This is a genomic window from Streptomyces sp. NPDC101152 (assembly GCF_044768275.1).
In the GTDB taxonomy this organism is placed as follows: Bacteria; Actinomycetota; Actinomycetes; order Streptomycetales; family Streptomycetaceae; genus Streptomyces.
In genome coordinates, this window is the sequence record NZ_JBIWPO010000039.1 from 15196 (window position 1) to 36794 (window position 21599).

A 21599-nucleotide genomic window follows, 5' to 3' on the forward strand; every position below is an offset into this window, starting at 1 on the left:
CGAATGCCGCGTGGTTATGCCAACGCGGCAGCCGTCTGTGTCGAGGGGTGGCGCAATGTCCAGGGAGCAACGCGGGCCGAACGAAAAGCTCGGCGCCGTTCTCGCCCTCGCGGGAATCAGCAACGCAGGCCTCGCCCGTCGCGTCAACGACCTTGGCGCCCAGCGGGGACTGACTCTTCGCTACGACAAGACCTCGGTCGCGCGCTGGGTGTCGAAGGGCATGGTGCCGCAGGGCGCCGCGCCGCACCTCATCGCCGCCGCGATCGGCCAGAAGCTCGGCCGCCCGGTGCCGCTCCACGAGATCGGCCTGGCGGACGCGGATCCCGCCCCCGAAGTGGGCCTCGCCTTCCCCAGGGACGTGGGACAGGCGGTGCGCTCGGCGACGGAGCTGTACCGCCTCGACCTCGCCGGGCGCCGGGCCGGCGCCGGCGGCATCTGGCAGTCGTTGGCCGGATCGTTCGCAGTAAGCGCGTACGCAACGCCCGCCTCACGGTGGCTGATAACCCCGGCCGACTCTTCGGTGGCGCGCGAGGCGAACTCGGCGGAGGGCTCGGGCGCACCGCTCAAAGTCGGCCACAGCGACGTGCAGAAGCTGCGGGAGGCCGCCGAGGACGCCAGGCGCTGGGACTCCAAGTACGGGGGCGGCGACTGGCGCTCTTCGATGGTGCCCGAGTGTTTACGGGTGGAGGCGGCGCCGCTGCTGCTCGGCTCGTACTCGGACGAGGTGGGGCGGGCCCTGTTCGGCGCCTCCGCCGAGCTGACCCGCCTCGCCGGGTGGATGGCCTTCGACACCGGGCAGCAGGAGGCCGCGCAGCGGTACTACATCCAGGCGCTGCGGCTCGCGCGCGCGGCGGCCGACGTGCCCCTCGGGGGCTACGTGCTGGCGTCGATGTCGCTGCAGGCCACCTACCGGGGCTTCGGCGACGAGGGCGTGGACCTCGCGCAGGCCGCGCTGGAGCGCAACCGCGGGCTGGCCACCGCCCGCACCATGAGCTTCTTCCGGCTGGTCGAGGCACGGGCGCACGCGCGCGCGGGTGACGCGCAGGCGGCGGGGGCGGCGCTGAAGGCCGCCGAGGGCTGGCTGGAGCGGTCCCGGGAGGGGGACAACGATCCGTCCTGGCTCGGGTTCTACTCCTACGACCGGTTCGCCGCGGACGCCGCCGAGTGCTACCGGGACCTCAAGGCGCCGAGGCAGGTACGGCGCTTCACCGAGCAGGCGCTGTCGCAGCCGACGGAGGAGTTCGTGCGCTCGCACGGGCTGCGGCTGGTCGTCTCGGCGGTCGCCGAGCTCGAGTCGGGCAACCTCGACGCGGCGTGCGAGCAGGGCGTGCGGGCGGTGGAGGTGGCCGGGCGCATCTCGTCGGCGCGTACCACCGAGTACGTGAAGGACCTGCTGCACCGCCTGGAGCCGTACGGGGACGAGCCACGGGTGGTGGAGCTGCGGGAGCGGGCCCGGCCGCTGCTGATGGCACCGGCGTGATCGGCACCACCTGCCCGACCCGCGTTTGAAGCGACTGTCAGTGGCGCAGTGCACTATCGACAGTGGAGGTGGTGCAGGTGCGGTCCGGGATCGCTTACGACTGTGACGTGCTGGTGATCGGTGGGGGGATCGTCGGCATGTCGACCGCGTACGCGATCACGCGGGCCGCCCCCGGCACGCGGGTGGGCGTGCTGGAGAAGGAGGCGGGACCCGCCCGGCACCAGACCGGGCGCAACAGCGGCGTGATCCACAGCGGCGTCTACTACCGTCCCGGCTCCCTGAAGGCCCGCTTCGCCGTGCGCGGGGGCGCCGAGATGGTGAAGTTCTGCGCCGAGTACGGCATCGCGCACGCCGTCACCGGGAAGCTGATCGTCGCCACCGAGCGCGAGGAGCTGCCCCGCCTGCACGCCCTCGTGCAGCGCGGACGGGAGAACGGGATCCCGGTGCGGGAGCTGGGCGCCGCCCAGATCGGGGAGTACGAACCCGAGGTGCGCGGTCTCGCCGCGATACACGTGGGGACCACGGGCGTGTGCGACTTCGTGGGCGTGGCCCGGCAGCTTGCCGAGGCCTCCGGGGCGGAGATCCGCTACGGCGCCCGGGTCGAGCGGATCGACCGGCGCCCGGAGCTCGGGGTCGCCGTACGGACGACGGCCGGGGACGTCGTCCGCGCGCGCGTGCTGGTGAACTGTGCCGGGCTGTACTGCGACGAGGTCGCGCGGCTGGCCGGGGACGACCCGGAGATGCGGATCGTGCCGTTCCGCGGCGAGTACTACTCGCTGGCGCGGCCCGAGCTGGTGCGGGGGCTGGTGTACCCGGTGCCGGACCCGGCGTTCCCGTTCCTCGGGGTGCACCTCACCCGCGGCATCGACGGCGGCGTGCACATCGGCCCGAACGCGGTGCCGGCGCTGGCCCGGGAGGGCTACGGCTGGGGTGTCGTACGGCCGCGGGAGGTGGCCGGGACGCTGGCCTGGCCCGGGTCCTGGCACATGGCCCGCCGGCACTGGCGGTACGGGGCGGGAGAGCTGCGCCGGTCGGTGTCCCGGCACGCGTTCACCACCGCCGTACGGCGGCTGCTGCCGGCGGTGACGGCGGACGACCTGGTGCCGACGGCCGCCGGCGTCCGGGCGCAGGCGGTGCTGCGGGACGGCTCGCTGGCGGACGACTTCCTGATCAAGGAGGGCCCCCGCACGGTGCACGTGCTGAACGCGCCCTCCCCCGCGGCCACGGCCTCGCTGCCGATCGGGCGGGAGGTGGCGAGGAGGGCGCTGGCGATGCTGACCTCGGTGTGAGCCGCCGTAAAATCGAACTCACTGTGTCTGACTCCCACACCATCCCCGAACCTCCCGGCCCCGGCGAGCACCCCTCGCACGCGCCCGGTGTCTCCATCCGGCACTCCCGGGCCAAGGGCGAGCCGCGGTTCCCCGACGGGCCGAAGGCCGACCCCGCGGGTTCGCACTTCGAGCGGCGCATCCGGAGTTTCCAGCCGCGCCGCAGCCGAGTGACCGCCGGGCAGGCGGACGCCCTGCAGCGGCTGTGGCCCAAGTGGGGGCTGGACATCGACGGCCGGCACACCCTCGACCTCGCCGAGCTGTTCGGCAACGACCACCGCGTGGTTCTGGAGATCGGGTTCGGCATGGGCGAGGCCACCCTGCAGATGGCCGCCGCGGACCCGGAGACGAACGTCCTCGCCGTGGACGTGCACACCCCGGGGCAGGGAAACCTGCTCAACCTCGCCGACCAGAGCGGCCTGTCCAACATCCGCGTCGGCAACGGGGACGCCATCATCCTGCTGCGCGAGATGCTCACCCCCGACTCGCTGGACGGGCTGCGCGTCTACTTTCCCGACCCCTGGCCCAAGAAGCGGCACCACAAGCGCCGGCTGATCCAGCCGGAGTTCCTCGACCTCGCCGCCTCCCGGATCCGGCCCGGCGGGATCGTGCACTGCGCGACGGACTGGGAGCCGTACGCCGAGCAGATGCTGGAGGTGCTGACCGCGCACCCGGCGTTCGAGAACACCGTGCCCGGCGGCGGTTTCGCACCCCGTCCCGACTTCCGCCCGCTGACCCGTTTCGAGGGCCAGGGACTGGACAAGGGACATGTCGTGAACGACCTGCTGTTCCGTCGCGTACAGCATCACGACCAGCCCCCCACCGGCGCCTGAAGTCCAGCGGGCAGCGCGATGCACCGTCGCGGGCGGCGCCTTCGCTCGTTAGGGTCGATGCCGTGGCCACCTGTCCTCCGTACCCGACGCATCCGCCGCAACCGCCGTACCCCGGTGGTCCCCTGGGCGGGTCGATCGGGCACGCGCACTGGTGGCAGCGGCGTGCGGTGCGCTACGGCGCGCTCAGCGCCCTGCTGGCGCTCTCCGGCCTCGTCATCCTGGCGCTGGTGCGCGAACAGACCGGCACCGAGGGGTTCCTGGTCGGGCTGGGCCTCGCGGTGCTGCCCGTGCCGCTGCTCATAGCCGCCTTCCGCTGGCTCGACCGGGTCGCCCCCGGCCCCTGGCGCAATCTGCTGTTCGCCTTCGCCTGGGGCGCCTGCGCGGCCGCGCTGATAGCGATCGTCGCCAACAGCTTCGCGACCAGGTGGATAGCGACGGCAACCGCGGACCCCTCCGGCGCGGACACGCTCGGGGCGACGGTGATAGCGCCGGTCGTGGAGGAGTCGGCGAAGGCGGCGGCCGTACTGCTCGTCTTCCTGTTCCGCAGACGGGACTTCACCGGCATCGTCGACGGGGTGGTGATAGCCGGGATCACCGCCACCGGCTTCGCGTTCACCGAGAACATCCTCTACCTGGGCACCGCCTTCGGCACCGACCAGCTCACCGGCGACCAGGGCATCACGTCCGTCACGGTGGCGACCTTCTTCGTGCGGATCGTCATGTCGCCCTTCGCGCACCCCCTGTTCACCGTGCTCACCGGTATCGGATTCGGGATCGCCGCGGCGTCCGCCGACCGGCAGCGCGCGCGGCGCGTGCTGGTGCCGCTGTGCGGGCTGCTGCTCGCGATGGGCATGCACGCGCTCTGGAACGGCTCGTCCACGTTCGGCCAGTTCGGGTTCTTCGGCGTCTATGCCGCGTTCATGGTGCCCGCGTTCGGGCTGCTGACCTGGCTGGTCATCTGGACCCGGCAGCGGGAGCTGCGGACCGTGCGCGAGGAACTGCCCGCGTACGTCGCCGCGGGCTGGCTGGCGCCCGCCGAGCCGTACGCCCTGGGCTCGATGCGGGCGCGGCGGATGGCCCGCGACCACGCCGCGCACCACTTCGGCAGGCCGGCCGCGCGGGCGGTGACCCGCTACGAGGCGTACGCGACCTCCCTCGCGTTCCTGCGGCACCGGGCGCGGCGCGGGCGGGCCGGCGCCGACTTCGCCGTACGGGAGCGGGAGTTGCTGGCCGAGCTGTGGCGCCTGCGGGACGTCGCCCGGCCGGCGCTGGACCACGCGGCGCGGGCGACGGCCCCACCGGTGCCGGAGACCGCCCCGCCGTGGCCGCGGTACGGCACCTACGGTCAACCGGCGGCGCCGTATCCCGCGCACAACCCGTACCGCTCGTAGGGCCGGGGCGGGCTCGGCGCCGCCGGAGGCTGCCGTGGGACGGTCAGGCCGAGGCCTCCGTCAGGCGGCTCAGTTCCGCGTCCGTCAGGGTCAGGTCCGCGACCCCCAGCAGGGCCGGGAGCTGGTCGACCGTGCGGGCCGAGGCGATCGGGGCGACGACCGTGGGCTGCGCCGCGAGCCAGGCCAGCGCGACCGTGGCGACGGGGGCGTCGTGGGCCTCGGCGATGTCGTCCAGGGCCTTGAGGACGCGCTGGCCGCGCTCGGTCTCCAGGTGCTGGGCGGCACCGCCCGCGCGCGGGCTGTCGACCGTCGTACCGGGGCGGTACTTGCCGGTGAGGAAGCCGGACGCCAGGGCGTAGTACGGGACGGCGGCGAGGCCGTAGCGCGCGGCGACGTCCTGCAGCGCGCCCTCGTAGGTGTCGCGGGAGACCAGGTTGTAGTGCGGCTGCAGCGCCACGTACTTGGCGAGGCCCTCCCGGTCGGAGAACTCCAGGGAGGCCGCGAGCCGTTCGGCGGAGATGTTGGAGGCGCCGATCGCGCGCACCTTGCCCGCCGTCACCAGCTCGTCGAGCGCGCCGATGATCTCCTCGACGGGGATCTCCGGCTTGTCGAAGTGGGTGTAGTAGAGGTCTATGTAGTCGGTGTCGAGGCGGCGCAGCGAGGCGTCGGCGGCTGCCTTGATGTTGGCGGCGGACAGGCCCTGGTACTCGGGGTGCTGGCTCACCTTGGTCGCGATGACGACGTCGGAGCGGTTGCCGCGGGCCTTGACCCACTTGCCGATGACCGTCTCGGACTCGCCGCCCTTGTTGCCGGGGACCCAGGCCGAGTAGCCGTCGGCGGTGTCGACGAAGTTGCCGCCCGCGGCCGCGTAGGCGTCGAGCACGGCGAAGGACGTGGCCTCGTCCGCGGTCCAGCCGAAGACGTTGCCGCCGAGGGAGAGCGGGAAGACCTCGAGGTCGGAGGAGCCGAGTTTGCGCAGAGAAGTCATGTTCAGCGTCAACGCCCGAGACGGAGACCTGTCTTCCGGAACGGCCGCAAACTTCGCGTAAACAGTCGGAGGCGGCCGTTCCGCAGTGGCGTACCGGTCAGGGGTTGAGGCCCTTGCCGCGCAGCCAGGGCGCCGGGTCGATGCCGGTGGCCTGCCCGTCCGGGTGGACCTCGAGGTGCAGGTGCGGCCCGGTCACGTTGCCGGTGGCGCCGATACGGCCGATGACGTCACCCGTGCCGACCTTCTGGCCGACGCTGACGTTGATCGACGACTGGTGGCAGAACCACAGTTCGGTGCCGTCGTCGAGGGTGAGGATCGTGCGGTAGCCGTACGCCCCCGCCCATCCGGCCTCGGTGATGGTGCCGCTGTGGATGGCCTTGATCAGCGTGCCCGTGGGGGCGGCGAAGTCGAGGCCCGTGTGGTAGCCGGAGGACCACATGGAGCCGGCCTGACCGAAGGTGCCGGTGATGGTGTACGACACCACGGGCAGCGTGTACTGCGTGGCCAGTTTCGCGAGCTTCACGGCCTCGGCCGCCTTCTGGGCCGCCGCCTGCGCCTTGTCCTTCGCGGCCTGCGCCTGGGCGGCCGCGTCCTTCTCCGCCTGGGCGGCGGCCTGGCCGACCTGCTGGGCGAACGCGGCCTCGGTGGCGTACTGGGCCTTGCTGTCGATCTGGACCCGCTGCACCTCGGCCTGCGCCATGATGCGGTCGCGCAGCGCCTCACCGGCGCCCTTGGCGCCCTGCGCGGCGTCCTTGGTGCTCACGCCGACGTCGCTGAGGGCGGTCGCGGAGCCCTTGGGGGCGCTGGAGCCGCCGTCGAAGACGTGGGCCACGGAGGCCAGGTCCGGCAGCGAGATGGACACCGGCGGCTTGCCGGTGTTGGCACTGGCCATGCCGCCCGCGCCGACCGCGGCTATGACGCCGACGCCGAGAACCGTGGAGCTGCGGGCCAGTCCCCCGCCGCGCTGCCGGGAGACACGGTGCCGGCCGCGAACCGTGCGGAGGGACTCCTCGGTGGGGTTCCACTCCTCCCACTGGCCCTCGTCGTTGCCGGGGCCGAAGCCGAAGGGCTGGGTGCTCGGCACGAACGGGGCTGCCGGGGCAGGCGGGTTGGACGCCACGTGGGCGTGCTCCTTTCCTTCCTTCTCGCCTACCGGGTTAGCTGACGGGTTCGGAGCAGGAAGGTCTCCTACGCGCGTATACCTGCCGTGCTGCCACGACGGCATCCGCGCGATTCACCCCAGGGTGGTGGTTCCCCGGTTCCCTTGCGGGATTCGGCGCGTGCGCACGGAGCCGCCTCTTGTGACGGCTGGGACGACCGCGCTGCGTTATCGAACGTTAATAGACCCACGGTGCCGTTTCCAAGCAGTTCGGCTTGATCATTAAACGTTTTTGGTGCGGACGTACGGGCCATGACCGGCGAAATTCGGGCGAGTTGACCTCGCCGCGGGAGCGGCCCCGGAATTGACGGTGCGTCAGTTGTCATACACAGAGAGGCCACCCGATTACCCCGGGTAAGAACAGGTCACGGCCGCTCTCGCGCACGCTTCGGCTCGGGGGGCGGAGTGCGGAGTTCGCCGTGCACCGCCCAGGCGACCGACACCATCGGCACCGCGACGACCGCGCCGACGACCCCGGCCAGGATGCCGCCGGCGATGACGGAGACGGCGACGACGACCGGATGCAGCCGGACCGCCCAGCTCATGACCAGCGGATGCAGGACGTGGCCCTCGATCTGGCCGACGATGACGATCAGCGCGAGGACCACGATCGCGATGGCAGGACCGCGCGTGGCCAGCGCGACCACCGTGGCCACGCCCAGCGCGATGGGCGATCCCACCAGCGGGATGAACGCGGCGAAGAACTCCAGCAGGGTCAGCGGCAGGGCGAGCGGCACCCGCAGCACGAACAGGGCGATGCCGACCAGCACCGCGTTGCTGGCCGCCACGATGACGATGCCGCGCGTGTACCCGGCGAAGGTCCGCCACGCCGTACGGCCCGCGCGGTTGAACGGGTCCCGCGCCCGCTGCGGCAGCTGGTCCTGGAACCAGCTCCAGAACCTGTCACCGGAATGGACGAAGAACAGGGAGCAGAACAGCGCGAGCACCCCCGCGGTCAGCACCTCCACGAGCCGGCTGGCGCCGTTCACGGCGCTGTTGATCAGCACGGAGCGGTGCTGGGAGACGAAGGTGTTCACCTTGTCCTGAAGGTTCGACGTCAGGGCCGGACTCACGTGGAAGGGCGGCCCCTGCAGCCACCGTTCGATGCGCCCGACGCCGCCGCTGAACTCCTGCCCCAGCTTGCCCCACTCGCTCGCCACCAGTTCACCGACGAGCGCCAGCAGCCCGAGGACCACCAGCAGGCTGCCCACCACGCTCACCACCACCGCCAGGGGCCGCGGCAGCAGGCGCGCCAGCAGATCGGCGAGCGGACGCAGCACGGAGGTCACGACGAGGGCCAGGAACAGGGCCACGGCGACCAACTGCAGCCGTCCCAGCAGCACGAACCCCGCGTACACGGCCGCCCCGAGCACCAGCAGCCGCCACGCGTACGCGGCAGCCGCCTTCAGCCCGCGGTTGACCACCACACCGTCCCCGGTCGGCCGCACCGTCGTCGCCGACCTGCGCGCGACCGCCACCGTCCCGACTCCGCGTGCGGGCCGGCTGCCGAGCACGACGTACCGCATCCGCCGCTGGCCGGGACCGGCGCCACGGCTGCCGCCGGGTCCCGCTCCGGGACGTCGGCGCGACCTGCGCAGGGCGTCACTCACCCGCACGTCACCGCCTCACGTCATCGAAACCACGCAGCTACGTGTCCCCCGAGGAGCCCACTTCTAAAGTCACTTCGCCCATCTGCCCCGGTGGGCCTGCCCGAGAGTGTGCCCCAGCTCACCCTCGCGCATCCCGCCGTCCGGGAACACCCCACCACGCCTCTCCGTTGAGGGATACGTGGCCGGCGGAGGGGACAGTGTCCCCGGGCCTCACCTACAGCCCATGGGGACGATCGTCCGGCTGAAGCCCCATGGAGCACCTCGCCGAGAGGCGACCGCCCTCCGCAGGCCACCCCTTTACCGCCCCGGCTGGTCTCCCCCGTCCAGCCGGGGCTTTCTCGCGTCACGGTGACGTCGACGATCACACTGGCTTACTCTCGCCGGGTGATTGAGGACGGCGCCACCGACCAGGGCAGCGTGACCACGGTCCGGCGGGTCGGCGAGACCATCCGGCGCCCCGTGCGGGAGTGGACCCCGGCCGTGCAGGCGCTGCTACGGCACCTGGAGGCGGCGGGCTTCCGCAAGGCACCCCGCGCGCTGGGCACGGACGGCGAGGAGGAGGTGCTGTCCCTGCTCCACGGAGAGCCCGCCTTCAAACCCTGGCCTCCGGGCCTGCGCACCGCGCGCGGGGTGCTGGCACTCGGTCACTGGCTGCGCGACTACCACCGGGCCGTACGCGATTTCCGGCCCCCGCCCGGCGCTCGCTGGCAAGGCCAGGAGGAGGAGTGGGAGCCGGGCCTGGTGATCCGCCACGGCGATCTCGGCCCGTGGAACTCCATCTGGGACGGCGACCGCCTGACCGGTTTCATCGACTGGGACTTCGCGGCCCCCGGGCACGCCCTGGACGACGTGGCCCAACTCGCCTGGTACGCCGTGCCGTTGCGCCCGACGGACCCAGGACAGGACCCGTTCCTCACAGGACTGCCGGCCCTGCGCACCCGCCTCGCCGTTCTCTGTTCCGCCTACGGGACGCAGCCGCGGGCCGTACTGGACGCCCTGCAGGGCCTCCAGCGACGCGAGTCCGAGCGCATCGAACGCCTCGGCGCGCGCGGAACCGAACCGTGGGCCGGCTTCCTGGCCCGGGGCGACGCGACCGGGATGCGCGAGGAAGCCCGCTGGCTCCGGGAGAACCGCGCGCTGCTGCTGGACGGGGCTTGAGAAAACCCGGAGACACACCGAGAACCGGGAAAACCGAGGGCCGGAACCCGTTTCCGGATTCCGGCCCTCGGCCTTCAGTAGCGGGGACAGGATTTGAACCTGCGACCTCTGGGTTATGAGCCCAGCGAGCTACCGAGCTGCTCCACCCCGCGTCGTTGTGAGACCAGCATACGCCATCCGCGGGACGCCCAGCACCAGGGTTTTCCCCCGCCCCCTTTCACCTGGCTTTCCTCACTCGGCCAGATGGGCGTTCGGCGCCTTCGCCCGCTCCTCGTACTCGGGCAGGACGACCACCTCGACCCCCCGCGAGGCCAGCAGGCCGCTGCCGTCGGCGCCCGCCACGAACGTGTCCGGCTCCCGCCAGGCCGTCACCACGCGCCGCACCCCCGCGTCCAGGATCAGCCGGGCGCACGGCTTGGGGCGGGAGGCGCGGTGGGCGCAGGGCTCCAGGCTGCTGTAGACGGTCGCGGTCGCGAGCCTCGGGTCGTCGGGGTCGAGCTTCGCGAGGGCCGCCTCCTCCGCGTGGACGACGGGGTCGCCCGCCTCGCGGGAGTGACCGCGGGCCAGTTCCGTACCGTCGGCGGCGACGACGACCGCGCCGACGCTGAACGCGGTCCGCGAGGGCGGGCACTCGGCCGCCAGGTCGCAGGCGAGGCGCAGCCAGTGGTGGTCGGCGGCGGAGGGGAGCGGCCCGGTGCCGGGGGCGGTGGGCTCGTAGCGCGTCAGGACGACGTCCTCGATCTGCCGGCTCTCCACGAGCCTGAGCCGTCCGCCCTGGTAGCCGCCGGGGCCGAAGAGGCGGGGCGCGACGGGGTCGCCCACGAAGAGGGGCGCGAGCACGAGCTGGAGCTCGTCCGCGAGCCCCTGCTGGAGCAGCTGGGTGTGGATACGGCCACCGCCCTCGACCATGAGCCGCCGCACCCCGCGCACGTCGTGCAGGTGCTCGAGCAGCCGGCGCCAGTCGAGGTCCGGGCCGAGCGGGACGACGTCGGCGGCGACGCCGAGCGCACGCGCCCGCTCACCGCCCTTGTCCGTGGTGTAGACGACCTTGTCGCCACCCGTGTGCCAGAAGTTCGCCGCCGGATCGAGCTCGCCCGAGCCGCTGACGGTCACCTTGAGCGGGTACTCGGACCGGCCGGAGGCGAGGCGGGCGGCACGGCGCTCGGGCGAGTTGACCAGCAACCTCGGGTTGTCGGCGCGGATCGTGCCGGCGCCGACCAGGATCGCGTCGACCGAGGCCCGTACCTCGTCGACGCGGTCGAAGTCGGCCGGCGAGGAGAGCAGCAGGCGCTCGGGGCCGGTGTCGTCGAGATAGCCGTCGAGGGAGACGGCGGCGGACAGCAGGACGTACGGGTGGGGCATCGACGCGCTCCGCGCTTGTGGGTGGACGGCGGGTCTTGGTTCAAGTTTGAAACAAACCTACACTGGTGGCATGACGACTCGCTGGCTCACCCCGAAGGAGCAGCGCGCCTGGCGCGCGTACATCGCGGCGACGTTCCTCGTCGAGGACGCGATCGACCGGCAGCTCCAGCAGGACGCCGGCATGCCCCACCTGTACTACTCCATCCTGGCCAACCTCTCCGAGACCCCGGAGCGGCGGCTGCGGATGACCGATCTCGCCGAGCGGACGAAGATCACCCGGAGCCGGCTGACGTACGCCGTCAGCAGGCTGGAGAAGGACGGGCTGATCACGCGCGAGAACTGCCGCTGGGACAAGCGGAGCAGCTTCGCCGTGCTGACCGACCAGGGCATGGAGGTCCTGGAGCGCACCGCCCCGGGCCATGTGGAGAACGTACGGTCCCTGCTGTTCGACCACCTCACGGAGGAGCAGGTCGGGCAGTTGGAGGAGATCTGCACGGGGATCGTCCAGCGGCTCCAGGAGGACGAGCGCCCGACGACCGACGAGGTGCCGTGGCGCCGCCGCTCGACGCCGCCCTGTTCATGACCGGCGTGTGAAGTGCGCCGTAATACTGGCGTTATCTTGTTGCTTCAAATTTAAAGCATGGGGTAGGGTCGCGGACCGTGCACCTGTTTCAAAACTGAAGCAGGCGCCGGCAGACTACGGACGGACCCCGGAGACCCGCATGCCCGACTTCCCCGCCGCCACCGAGCGCGCCCGTGTCCGGGTGCCGCTGCGCTTCGCCGACGGCTACAGCGTCGACGCCGAACTGGTCACCTTCCACGGACTGACCGACGGCCAGGAGCACGTCGCCGTCGTCCTCGGCACCCCGGCCCCGGGTACGGTCCCCCTGGTCCGGCTGCACTCGGAGTGCCTGACCGGCGACGTCTTCGGCTCCGCCCGCTGCGACTGCGGCCCGCAGCTGCGCGAGGCGGTCGAGCGCATCGCCGACCGCGGCGGCGTCCTGCTCTACCTGCGCCAGGAGGGCCGCGGCATCGGCCTCTACAACAAGCTCGACGCGTACGCCCTCCAGGACCAGGGCCTCGACACCTACGAGGCGAACGCGGCCCTGGGCCTGCCCGAGGACGCCCGCGACTACACGGCGGCCGCGCAGATGCTGCAGGCCCTGGGCATCGAGGAGCTGGACCTGCTGTCCAACAACCCCGACAAGGCCGAGCAGCTGCGGGGCCAGGACATCGCGGTGCGCGACCGCGTCCCCACGGGCGTGTTCACCACCGCGCACAACGTGCGCTACCTGCGCGCCAAGGTGCTCCAGACGCAGCACACGCTCCCCCTCGGACAGCTGACGGAACTCACCGCCGGCTGATCCCCCGGGGGTCCGTCACCACACGCACGGCAGCATGACGTCGATCACGGTCGGCCCGCCGACGGGGCTCGCGACCTCCGGCCTGCCGCAGCGCTTTCCACATACCGCCACGGTGGGCGGCCGACCGCCCCGGGCGCGGAGGAGCGGACTACACCATCGGCGCTGCCCAGGCCCTCACGGCCGCCCCAGGCTGTCCAGGAGCGCGCGCCTCGCCTCCAGGGCCGGCGCGATGTCCTCGACGGTCTCGAGCGCCAGCTCCCCGACCTCACCGGTGCCGACCACCAGGATCCGGGCGTCGCCGACGGCCGTCCGCACCTGCCACGAGTCGGGGTCGGCACCGCGGTGGAGCGTCCCGGCGACCGACTCGCCGTCCACGAGGACCGACACGTCCTCGGCGGGAGCCGCCTCCTCCATCTCCGCGATCTCGTCAAGCTCGTACGACTGCCCCGGAAGCTCCCGCCAGGTGGTGACCCGAACCTGCTCCGGGCCCTTGGCCCACCGTCCGTGAAGGAGCGTCACGAACTCCAACTCACCGTTCCCCTCCTGCCACTCCGCGAGGATGCAGGGCGTGCGCCGCTCGGACGAGGCCAGCCGGTAGGCCGTCGCACGGCCGTCCTGGAACGCCTGAAGGAGCTTCTGGTGCAGGGCTTTTTGCAGTTCACTTCCACGGGGACCGGAGTTGGCGAATTGCATGGCCTCAGTGTGGCACCGGTGGGGCGTTCAGTCGTTCGGTCTGCCCGACTCCGGCATGCCGATGACGTACGTCCCCTTCGCGGGCAGAGTGGCGACGAGCCCCCGCTTCCGGAGTTCCACGACGGCTCGACGCACGGTGCCGATGCTGACGCGATACAGGTCGGTCATGGTCCGCTCGCCCGGCAGCGCGGCCCCTTGCGGCAACTTGCCGGACGCGATGTCCGCCTCGATGGCGTCGGCCACTTTCACGTACTCGTAGCGCGGAAGCTCGGTCATCTCTCCACCGTGCCGCAGCCCTACGCATACCGCAGAGGCGGAACGCGTTCCGACGCGCTGGGACGCAGAAGGTCTCGGTAGGGTGCAGAGGGACGCAGTTACCGGTATGGTGGCCCTGAGCTGGTACGCGGCGCTGGTGATGCTGCTGTTCACGCCGTACTACGTCCACTTCGGCCTCCGGGACACCCTGATGCCGCCCACCGACCTGGTCCTCCCTCTGCCGCCGGGCCACACGGCCACCGGGTCCGGCCAGGGCGGCGACCCCTGCCGCAGTGCGGTCTGTTCCCGCGGGCTGGAGATCACCGGTCCGCCCGGGCAACCGGTCGCAGCGACCAGAACCGCGGTACGGAACTGGCTGACCGCCCACCACGGCTGGCATCTGGACGCCGCCGATTCCGGCACCCGGCGGGTCGGCTGGCTGCTGGATCGCCGTACGGTCAGCGTGGACCTGCTGGTGAACGGGCAGCACGTCTCCGTACTTCTGGAGGGCGGCGACGGTTGGCACTGAGCGGGCGCGAGCCTCGCGCCCGCGTCAGGACTCAGCGCACCCCGGCGTAGGAGTGCTTGCCGGCCACGAAGAGATTCACGCCGTAGAAGTTGAAGAGGACGCAGGCGAACGCCACCAGGGCGAGGTACGCCGCCTTGCGGCCCTTCCAGCCGGCGGTGGAGCGTGCGTGCAGGTAGGCGGCGTACGCGATCCAGGTGATGAACGACCAGGTCTCCTTGGGGTCCCAGCCCCAGTAGCGTCCCCAGGCTTTCTCGGCCCAGATGGAGCCCGCGATGATGGCGAAGGTCCACAGCGGGAAGACCAGCGCGTTGATGCGGTAGGAGAGCATGTCGAGGTGGACGGCGGTGGGAAGCCGTTCCAGGATGCCGTCGAGGCGGCTTCGCCCCTGTCCCTCTCCAGCGGCAAGGCGGCCTTCCCGGGACTCCTGCGCCAGATAGGCGACGGTGACCGCGAAGCCGGCGCAGAAGACGCCCGAGCAGATGATCATCGCGGAGACGTGGACGCCGAGCCAGTAGGAGTGGAGGGCCGGGACCAGCTGTTCGGAAGCGGTGTACAGCACCGTGACGGCCAGGCCGAGGATGAGCAGCGCCGCGATGAGGATCGGCAGTCCGAGCCAGCGCACGTTCTTCCCGGCGGCCAGCAGGACGAGGTGGGTGGCCACCACCGTCAGCGCGAAGACGCAGGAGAACTCGTACATGTTCCCCCAGGGCAGCCGCATCACCGACAGGCCTCGGGTGACCACGCCCGCGGCATGCAGGAGGAAGCCCAGGACGGTCAGCGAGACGGCGATCCTGCCCAGGAGGTCGGCCTGCTCGTCCGTCCCGGCGGCCCCGGGGCCGTCCGCCACCCCGGTGCGGCCGTGACCACCCCGGCCGTCCCGGCCACCCCGGGTGACGACGGCGGGCGCTGCGCGGACGAGCGTGGACACTCCACCGCCGGCCCCCGCGACGCGCGCCTCCTGCCGCGCCGTCCCCGTGTCGGCTTCCGTCCCGGTGGGCGAGGCGCGCTCGGCGTGCGCGGCGGAGATGCGGGCGACCCTGCCCCGACTTCCGAAGGCCCATTCGGCGCAATAGGCGAGCATCGCCAGCAGATACACGAAGATGGCCGAATAGATGAGGTAGTTGGAGACGTTGGCCAGACTGACCTTGACCGCGGCAGCGCCGAGGAACATCGACTACTCCTTCCGGACCGAGTCGGCGGGGAAGGGCACGGCTAAACCGTCTGAACACCCGCCAGCTGTAAGGGGAGTTGGCATCACAACGGGAGTGTGGCACGCGGGCTCGAAGCCGCTGACACCGGTGCGGCCGTGAGGGTGGTGACCCCTCGCGGGGATGACAAGACGCCGAAAAAGGACGACTTACGGGGCAACGGCGCTCGCTCGTTCGCCCTCTGACAGGTTGCGATCAGCGAACCCAACGGCGGCTGCGGACCGGTGACCAGGCTCGTATCCTCCGTTTGTCGCTGTCGCCTAGCAGGAGACCATCCGAAGGGGGAAAAACAGACGATGAGCGTTCTCAACCGACGCGCCGCGCGTGCGGCCGTCGTCGCGGCAGCCGGGCTGGCGGCACTCGGACTCAGCGCGGTGACGGCTTCCGCGAAGGCCGATTACGCCTTCAAGGCGAGCCCGCACTCCGTGAAGGTCGGCGGCCGCGTCCACCTGAAGGGCTACGCCGCGAAAGACGACGACCTCTTCCAGAAGTTCTGCGTACAGGAGCGGCACGGCCGAGGCTGGCGCAATGTGAAATGTGCCCACGGAGCGGACTTCGACGGCGGCTCCGTCGACACCTGGGTGAAGACGACGCACCGCGGCACGCTGCAATTCCGCGGCGCGCTCTACGAGACGGACTGGGGCTCGAACAAGCTCCACCTGCAGTTGGTCACCCCGACCGAGACGGTCAGGGTGCGCTGACCACCGGAACAGTCCGACGGGCTCCGGGACCTGCCACAGGCCCCGGCGCTCCCGGGCACCCGGCCTACCGTCCCTCGAGTTCCCGCCTGGCCTCGAACGCCTTCGTCAGCACCTTGGAGCGGTAGGGATTCGCGGCGTCGAGGGCCGATGCCACCGCGACCGCCTCGTCCAACAGCGCCAGCCGCTGCTCGGGCAGCCTCCACACCGTCGGCGACGCGCCGGCCTCCACCAGAACGTACGCCAGCTTCGACCCGTACACCTCCGGCTCGACCTGCGTCAGCAGGCGGTAGATCCCCAGCCCCGCGACGCCGCGTACCACCCGCTGGTTGGCGCTGAGCAGCTCAACCCCGCCCGCATGACCATGTCCTGATCCACCGATCCCCCTCCGTTCCCTCACCCCCACCTGCGCCGTCCCACGACGAGACAGCACGACGAACGCGTCGACACCCGAGAACGGATGCCGACACGGACGTCGGAGAGTGGATGGCGACGAGTCTGCGGGCAGGCCACCACCTGGGACAAGCCTGAACCGACGTGCGCTCCGTCCTACCGCAAACCGCCTCCGAGCAGGCATGATGGACCTGACACTCACTCAGGCCCGGCCCGAAGGCCGCCCCACGGGCGCATCCGCTCGGCATCGCTCACGCAAGAGCCGGAAAACGGAGCAGCGCCCGAGCCGACCGAAGCCGACTCAGGCGCTGCTTAGCAGGCCGGAGGGGGTAAGCCCTCCCCCGCCTCCGTAGGCCCTGTGGGACTCGAACCCACAACCAATGGATTAAAAGTCCACTGCTCTGCCAATTGAGCTAAGGGCCCGGGCGATGTTGCCCCCACGAGCATAGCCGGACGTGGCCGTGTCTCCGATCGGGTATCGGTGACACGGCCATGTCGCGCTGCACCGTATGCCGGGAGTGTTACGGATCAACCTTTTCGGGGGCGCCGCCGGCGGACACCGCGCGGGCCGCTTCCCGGGCCAGCGTGCGTTCGTGCTCGGGGTTCAGGAACCAGTGCCGGGCCGAGGCGGCCCACCACGCCGCCGCGAAGCCCAGGACGACCAGGACGGCGACCGGGGCGTAGTTGAAGCTCTCCCAGGTGACCGGCGACTGCGGGGGCAGCATGAACAGGACGGTGATGACGACGACCCAGGCCACCGAGATCACCCCGATCGGCTGCGACCAGCGGCCCAGGTGCCACGGCCCCCGGTCGAAGGCGTCACCCTTGCGCACCCGCAGCAGCGTCGGAATGACGTAGGCGATGTAGAGACCGATCACGGCGATCGACGTCACCGCCGTGTACGCCGTGACGTTGATCAGGTACGGCAGACCGAGGACCAGCGCTCCCGCCGCCGCCAGCCACACCGCCGCCACGGGGGTGCGGGTGCGCGGGCTGACCGTGTGCCAGACGCGGGAGAAGGGCAGGGCGCCGTCGCGGGAGAAGGCGTAGATCATGCGGCTGTTGGCCGTCACGGACGCCATCCCGCAGAACAGCTGGGCGCCGATCACCACCAGGAGCAGGAGCTTGCCCCCGGTCGCCCCGAGCGCGTCCAGCAGGATCTGCGCCGGCGGCGCCCCCGTCGGGGACGCGAGCTCCTTGTCGTACGACTGGATGGCGAAGGTGAAGCCGAGAAGGAGGACGAAGCCGGCGATCCAGGAGGTCCAGATCGACCGGACGATTCCCTTCGGGCCGGCCGTCGACGCGTCGTGGGTCTCCTCGGTCATGTGGGCCGAGGCGTCGTAGCCGGTGAAGGTGTACTGGGCCATCAGGAGGCCCAGCATGACGACGTAGACGCCGCTGCCCCAGCCCGTGTTGTTCACGAACTTCGTGAACACGAAGGACGCCGACTGGTGGTGGTCCGGTACGAAGGTCAGGGCGCCGACGATCACCGCGACGCCCAGCACGTGCCACCACACGCTGATGCTGTTGAGCAGGGCGACGATCTTCACGCCGAAGGTGTTCAGCAGGCCGTGCAGCAGGAGGATCGCCGCGAAGAGCAGGACCGTGCGGCCCGGCGTGACCTGGAAGTCGAACTGCAGGTTCAGGTACGCGCCGAGGAAGGACGCGGCGCCGAAGTCGATGCCCGCCGTCACGGCCACCTGCCCCAGCACGTTGAACCAGCCCGTGAACCACGCCCAGGCGGCCGCGGAGCGGGGCGGGGCGAGTCTGTGGGCCCAGAAGTACAGGCCCGCGGAGGTCGGGTAGGCCGAACAGATCTCGGCCATCGACAGGCCGACGAACAGGGTCATCAGACCTACGGCGACCCAGCCCCAGGTGATCACCGCCGGGCCGCCCGTGTTCATGCCCGACTGGTACAGGGTGAGGCAGCCCGACAGGACCGAGATGATCGTGAAGGAGACCGCGTAGTTGGAGAACGCCGACATGCGGCGGGCCAGGACCTGCGTGTAGCCGAGCTGGGCAAGCCGTTCCTCGTCGGACAGTCCCGAGGGGGACGGACCCGACTGCCCGCTCACTATGGCGTCATCTGTCATGCCCCCAGCGATTCCCATACCGGGGGCGTGACAATCGTCACAACTTGGCTAGAAAATGCCCTCCGCCCAACGCGAAGGGCCCGCACGACCGAAGTCGTACGGGCCCTCAGCTCTGCCCAGTCGCTCAGCTCACTCGGCGTCAGCCGTTGCGCTTCCAGCGCGGCTTGTCGTCGCGGCGGCCGAAGGACGAGGAGCCGTTGCCCGTGCCCCGGTGGTCGTCACGGCGGCCGTAAGGACGCTCGTGGCCGCCGGAGCGGAAGCCCGGACGGTCGTCACGGCGGTCGCGGTTGAAGGGACGGTCGCTGCCCCGGTGACCGCCACGGTCGTCACGGCGCTCGAAGGAACGGCCCGCCGGACGGTCGTCGCGACGGAAGCCGCCACGGTCGTTGTCCCGGCGCTCGAAGGAGCGCCCACCACGGTCGTCACGACGCTCGAAGGAACGGCCACCACGGTCGTCACGGTCCCGGTTGAAGCCACCGCGGTCGTTGTCACGGCGCTCGAAGGAACGCCCACCACGGTCGTCACGACGCTCGAAGGAACGGCCACCACGGTCGTCACGGTCCCGGTTGAAACCGCCACGGTCGTTGTCACGGCGCTCGAAGGAACGCCCACCACGGTCGTCCCGACGGAAGCCCCGCTCGCCCCGGTCGTCCCGGCGCTCGAAGGAACGCCCGCCACGGTCGTCACGATCCCGGCGGAAGCCCCGCTCGCCCCGGTCGTTGTCCCGGCGCTCACGACGCTCGTACGACGGCCCCGCCTCCGTACGCTCCACGTCCTGCGCGGCCGGCTGCTCGGGCACCGACACCTCGGCCACCTCGACGGCGGCCTCCGCCTGCGCCTCGGCGACCGCCGCCTCGGGGTCCTCGCCCCGCTCGCGCGCGGCCCGCGCCACCAGACGGTCGGCCTCCTCCCGCAGCTCGCTCGCGCGCCGCTGCGCCCGCTCCAACTGCTGGGTCAGGTGGGCGACCTCACGCTCGGCCTGCTGCGCCGCGTTGCCCGCGGACTCCGCCTGGACCTCCGTCATCGACCGCGCGCCGGTGATCTCGGCGACCTCCGGCTCGAAAGCCGTACCGGAGTTGATGATGTGCCGGCCGGCGTCGACGCCCGCGTCCTCCATCAGCCGGAAGATCTGGCGGCGCTGGTGCGGCAGGGACAGGGAGACGACCGTGCCGGTGCGGCCCGCGCGCGCCGTACGGCCGGCGCGGTGCAGGTAGTCCTTGTGGTCACCGGCCGGGTCGACGTTCAGCACCAGGTCGATGCCGTCGACGTGGATACCGCGGGCGGCGACGTCGGTCGCGACGAGCGCGTTGACGTAGCCCTCCTTGAAGTCGGCCAGCGTCCGCGTCCGCGCGCCCTGCGTCATACCGCCGTGCAGCGCGTCCGCCTTCACCCCGGACTCGCGCAGCTGCTCGGCGATGCGGTCCGCGCCCAGCTGGGTGCGGACGAAGATGATGGTGCGGCCCTTGCGGGAGGCGATCGCGGCGGTGACCGGCGCCTTGTCCTTGGGCTTCACGATCAGGATGTGGTGCGACATGGTCGTCACGTTGCCCTGGGCGCTGTCGACCTCGTGTGAGACCGGCTCCACCAGGTAGCGCTTGACCAGCGTGGAGATCTCGTTCTCCATCGTGGCCGAGAACAGCATCCGCTGGCCGCCGGCCGGGACCTGGTCCAGCAGCTCGGTGACCTCGGGCAGGAAGCCCAGGTCGGACATCTGGTCGGCCTCGTCGAGGACGGCGACCTCGACGTCCTCCAGGGAGCAGGCGCCCCGGTTGATGATGTCGCGCAGGCGGCCCGGGGTGGCGACGAGGATGTCGACACCGCGCTCCAGCGCGTAGATCTGGTTGCCCATCGACGTGCCGCCGCAGACGACCTTCATCTTCAGGCCCAGGACGTCACCGTAGGGCTGGAGCGCGTCCGCGACCTGCATCGCGAGTTCACGGGTCGGGGTGAGGATGACCGCGCGCGGCTTGTGCTTCTCCGTGCGGCCACCGGCCAGCCGCGCCAGGGTCGGCAGACCGAAGGAGAGGGTCTTGCCGGAGCCGGTGCGGCCACGGCCGAGGATGTCCTTGCCGGCCAGCGCGTCCGGGATGGTCGCGGCCTGGATCGGGAAGGGGACCGTCACGCCGTTCTGCGCGAGCTTGCGCACGACACCCTCGGGCAGACCGAGGTCGGCGAAGGTCACCTCGGGGGCGGCCTGCTCCTCGTTCTCGCCGTTCTCGGGCACGACGACGTGATCAGTACTGGAAATGGACATGCGTATGCGAAACCTTCCGGAGTCTCGTCGGCACGCGCCCGTCAACTCCGTGATTCGCAATAAGACCGCCTCTATGCGGTCAGCCACGGCAAAGGAGAGAACGCGCCACGCGGCGCTCTCTGCAATGGCGCCGGGCAATGGGATCAAACGATCTACCACCATACGCACCCCCCACCCCCGAAAGCAAACCCGACCCCGCCCCTGTAGGCAACGTCACTCCGCCACCCCACACCCCGCGCCCATCACACCGGCGACCCGGCCGCAGGCGCCGGCTCACGGTCCTCCCACTGCGGCGCCCCCTGGTGCGCCGACGACGACGGCTGCGCGGACGGCGTGGACACGGAGGCCGAAACCGTCGGCTGCGCACTCGGCGTCGGCTGCGCGGCCGACTGGCTCACGGAAGGCTGCGCCCCGGTCGGCGCCCCACCTCCCGGATCGGCGCTCTTCCCCGGCCCCCCGGCCACGGGAGCGGACCGGCTCGCCCCCACCGACGGCGAGACACCCGGCGACGCCGGCTCCCCCGCCTTCTGCGCCCCCTTGCCCTTCCTGTCCCCGTGCTTGCCGTCGGCCACCGCGCCGAACCCCGACCCGCCCCCGGACACCGCCGACCCAGCGTCCGCCGCCTCACCGGCCCGCCGACCCGCCGAGTGCGACGGCTTCACGCCCCCGCCTCCCCCGTCCCCGCCCACACTCACACAACCGGCGGCCGCGGCGACGGCGACCACCGTGGCGGCCAGACGGACAGGTACGTACAAGGGGCGCACGGGAAGCCACCTCTCAGGCGGAGGGAGAAGTCAACCTGC

General features: G+C 71.5%; 19 protein-coding genes, 2 tRNA genes and 1 riboswitch. Of the genes, 9 read left to right on the forward strand and 12 right to left on the reverse strand.

The window, feature by feature from the left end:
- Positions 1-55: 55 nt before the first annotated feature.
- From ACIRVK_RS33980 to ACIRVK_RS33995, 4 genes are all read left to right on the forward strand, one after another.
- On the forward strand, positions 56-1480 hold the full coding sequence (locus tag ACIRVK_RS33980) for an MFS transporter (protein WP_404253991.1): 1425 nt from the start codon (positions 56-58) through the stop codon (positions 1478-1480).
- Positions 1481-1548: 68 nt separating this feature from the next.
- A complete protein-coding gene (lhgO, locus tag ACIRVK_RS33985; RefSeq protein ID WP_404254073.1) occupies positions 1549-2769 on the forward strand; it encodes an L-2-hydroxyglutarate oxidase in 1221 nt (406 codons plus the stop codon).
- Positions 2770-2792: 23 nt separating this feature from the next.
- A complete protein-coding gene (gene trmB / locus ACIRVK_RS33990; protein ID WP_404253993.1) occupies positions 2793-3641 on the forward strand; it encodes a tRNA (guanosine(46)-N7)-methyltransferase TrmB in 849 nt (282 codons plus the stop codon).
- Positions 3642-3703: 62 nt separating this feature from the next.
- Complete coding sequence (locus tag ACIRVK_RS33995; RefSeq protein WP_404253995.1) at positions 3704-5032, forward strand: PrsW family intramembrane metalloprotease; 1329 nt, start codon at positions 3704-3706, stop codon at positions 5030-5032.
- A 43-nt stretch (positions 5033-5075) separates the two neighbouring features.
- Here ACIRVK_RS33995 and ACIRVK_RS34000 read toward each other — a convergent pair whose 3' ends face one another.
- The 3 genes from ACIRVK_RS34000 to ACIRVK_RS34010 form a co-directional block, all read right to left on the reverse strand.
- Positions 5076-6020, reverse strand: a complete 945-nt coding sequence (locus tag ACIRVK_RS34000) for an aldo/keto reductase (protein WP_404253997.1) — start codon at positions 6018-6020, stop codon at positions 5076-5078.
- Between the two features lie 97 nt (positions 6021-6117).
- On the reverse strand, positions 6118-7140 hold the full coding sequence (locus ACIRVK_RS34005) for a M23 family metallopeptidase (protein ID WP_404253999.1): 1023 nt from the start codon (positions 7138-7140) through the stop codon (positions 6118-6120).
- Between the two features lie 11 nt (positions 7141-7151).
- Positions 7152-7309: riboswitch (cyclic di-AMP (ydaO/yuaA leader) on the reverse strand.
- Positions 7310-7544: 235 nt separating this feature from the next.
- Positions 7545-8795, reverse strand: a complete 1251-nt coding sequence (locus ACIRVK_RS34010) for an AI-2E family transporter (RefSeq protein ID WP_404254001.1) — start codon at positions 8793-8795, stop codon at positions 7545-7547.
- Positions 8796-9173: 378 nt separating this feature from the next.
- Here ACIRVK_RS34010 and ACIRVK_RS34015 point away from each other — a divergent pair, with 378 nt between their 5' ends.
- The gene (locus tag ACIRVK_RS34015) at positions 9174-9947 is read left to right on the forward strand and encodes a phosphotransferase (protein ID WP_404254003.1); all 774 of its coding nucleotides are present in this window, start codon (positions 9174-9176) and stop codon (positions 9945-9947) included.
- Positions 9948-10025: 78 nt separating this feature from the next.
- Here the strand turns inward: ACIRVK_RS34015 and ACIRVK_RS34020 are convergent.
- Both ACIRVK_RS34020 and ACIRVK_RS34025 read right to left on the reverse strand, forming a co-directional pair.
- Positions 10026-10099 (reverse strand) — tRNA-Met (locus ACIRVK_RS34020).
- 79 nt (positions 10100-10178) lie between these two features.
- Positions 10179-11309, reverse strand: a complete 1131-nt coding sequence (locus ACIRVK_RS34025; protein ID WP_404254005.1) for a dihydrofolate reductase family protein — start codon at positions 11307-11309, stop codon at positions 10179-10181.
- 70 nt (positions 11310-11379) lie between these two features.
- On the opposite strand from ACIRVK_RS34025, the gene ACIRVK_RS34030 reads away from it, so the two are divergent.
- Positions 11380-11892 carry a MarR family winged helix-turn-helix transcriptional regulator gene (locus ACIRVK_RS34030; protein ID WP_404254007.1) on the forward strand — a complete coding sequence of 171 codons (513 nt, stop codon included), beginning with the start codon at positions 11380-11382 and terminating at the stop codon, positions 11890-11892.
- Between the two features lie 139 nt (positions 11893-12031).
- Positions 12032-12673, forward strand: coding sequence for a GTP cyclohydrolase II (gene ribA / locus ACIRVK_RS34035; protein ID WP_404254008.1), 642 nt, complete (start codon positions 12032-12034; stop codon positions 12671-12673).
- A gap of 174 nt (positions 12674-12847) precedes the next feature.
- On the opposite strand, the gene ACIRVK_RS34040 is transcribed toward ribA, so the two are convergent.
- Both ACIRVK_RS34040 and ACIRVK_RS34045 read right to left on the reverse strand, forming a co-directional pair.
- A complete protein-coding gene (locus ACIRVK_RS34040; protein ID WP_404254010.1) occupies positions 12848-13366 on the reverse strand; it encodes a hypothetical protein in 519 nt (172 codons plus the stop codon).
- Positions 13367-13393: 27 nt separating this feature from the next.
- The gene (locus ACIRVK_RS34045; RefSeq protein WP_404254012.1) at positions 13394-13642 is read right to left on the reverse strand and encodes a winged helix-turn-helix domain-containing protein; all 249 of its coding nucleotides are present in this window, start codon (positions 13640-13642) and stop codon (positions 13394-13396) included.
- Between the two features lie 106 nt (positions 13643-13748).
- Between ACIRVK_RS34045 and ACIRVK_RS34050 the strand changes: the two genes are divergently transcribed.
- Entirely contained in the window at positions 13749-14150 is a 402-nt protein-coding gene (locus ACIRVK_RS34050; RefSeq protein ID WP_404254014.1) for a hypothetical protein, read from the forward strand.
- 31 nt (positions 14151-14181) lie between these two features.
- On the opposite strand, the gene ccsB is transcribed toward ACIRVK_RS34050, so the two are convergent.
- Complete coding sequence (gene ccsB, locus ACIRVK_RS34055; RefSeq protein WP_404254016.1) at positions 14182-15321, reverse strand: c-type cytochrome biogenesis protein CcsB; 1140 nt, start codon at positions 15319-15321, stop codon at positions 14182-14184.
- Between the two features lie 333 nt (positions 15322-15654).
- Between ccsB and ACIRVK_RS34060 the strand changes: the two genes are divergently transcribed.
- Entirely contained in the window at positions 15655-16059 is a 405-nt protein-coding gene (locus tag ACIRVK_RS34060) for a hypothetical protein (RefSeq protein ID WP_404254018.1), read from the forward strand.
- A 64-nt stretch (positions 16060-16123) separates the two neighbouring features.
- Here the strand turns inward: ACIRVK_RS34060 and ACIRVK_RS34065 are convergent, their stop codons facing one another.
- The 4 genes from ACIRVK_RS34065 to ACIRVK_RS34080 all read right to left on the reverse strand — a co-directional run bounded on the left by ACIRVK_RS34065 (position 16124) and on the right by ACIRVK_RS34080 (position 20796).
- A complete protein-coding gene (locus tag ACIRVK_RS34065) occupies positions 16124-16456 on the reverse strand; it encodes a hypothetical protein (protein ID WP_404254020.1) in 333 nt (110 codons plus the stop codon).
- A 343-nt stretch (positions 16457-16799) separates the two neighbouring features.
- Positions 16800-16872, reverse strand: a tRNA-Lys gene (locus ACIRVK_RS34070).
- A gap of 98 nt (positions 16873-16970) precedes the next feature.
- Positions 16971-18542, reverse strand: coding sequence for an amino acid permease (locus tag ACIRVK_RS34075; RefSeq protein WP_404254022.1), 1572 nt, complete (start codon positions 18540-18542; stop codon positions 16971-16973).
- A gap of 139 nt (positions 18543-18681) precedes the next feature.
- On the reverse strand, positions 18682-20796 hold the full coding sequence (locus ACIRVK_RS34080) for a DEAD/DEAH box helicase (RefSeq protein ID WP_404254024.1): 2115 nt from the start codon (positions 20794-20796) through the stop codon (positions 18682-18684).
- Between the last annotated feature and the right edge of the window lie 803 nt (positions 20797-21599).

Excerpts from the sequence above, each read along its gene's own strand:
- ACIRVK_RS34080 (WP_404254024.1), bottom strand. The coding sequence starts at position 20,796 with ATGTCCATTTCCAGTACTGATCACGTCGTCGTGCCCGAGAACGGCGAG.
- ACIRVK_RS34040 (WP_404254010.1), bottom strand. The coding sequence starts at position 13,366 with ATGCAATTCGCCAACTCCGGTCCCCGTGGAAGTGAACTGCAAAAAGCC.
- ACIRVK_RS34060 (WP_404254018.1), top strand. The coding sequence starts at position 15,655 with ATGAGCGTTCTCAACCGACGCGCCGCGCGTGCGGCCGTCGTCGCGGCA.
- ACIRVK_RS34075 (WP_404254022.1), bottom strand. The coding sequence starts at position 18,542 with ATGACAGATGACGCCATAGTGAGCGGGCAGTCGGGTCCGTCCCCCTCG.
- ACIRVK_RS34045 (WP_404254012.1), bottom strand. The coding sequence starts at position 13,642 with ATGACCGAGCTTCCGCGCTACGAGTACGTGAAAGTGGCCGACGCCATC.
- ribA (WP_404254008.1), top strand. The coding sequence starts at position 12,032 with ATGCCCGACTTCCCCGCCGCCACCGAGCGCGCCCGTGTCCGGGTGCCG.
- ACIRVK_RS34000 (WP_404253997.1), bottom strand. The coding sequence starts at position 6,020 with ATGACTTCTCTGCGCAAACTCGGCTCCTCCGACCTCGAGGTCTTCCCG.
- ACIRVK_RS34050 (WP_404254014.1), top strand. The coding sequence starts at position 13,749 with ATGGTGGCCCTGAGCTGGTACGCGGCGCTGGTGATGCTGCTGTTCACG.
- ACIRVK_RS34025 (WP_404254005.1), bottom strand. The coding sequence starts at position 11,309 with ATGCCCCACCCGTACGTCCTGCTGTCCGCCGCCGTCTCCCTCGACGGC.
- ACIRVK_RS33980 (WP_404253991.1), top strand. The coding sequence starts at position 56 with ATGTCCAGGGAGCAACGCGGGCCGAACGAAAAGCTCGGCGCCGTTCTC.
- ACIRVK_RS34030 (WP_404254007.1), top strand. The coding sequence starts at position 11,380 with ATGACGACTCGCTGGCTCACCCCGAAGGAGCAGCGCGCCTGGCGCGCG.
- ccsB (WP_404254016.1), bottom strand. The coding sequence starts at position 15,321 with ATGTTCCTCGGCGCTGCCGCGGTCAAGGTCAGTCTGGCCAACGTCTCC.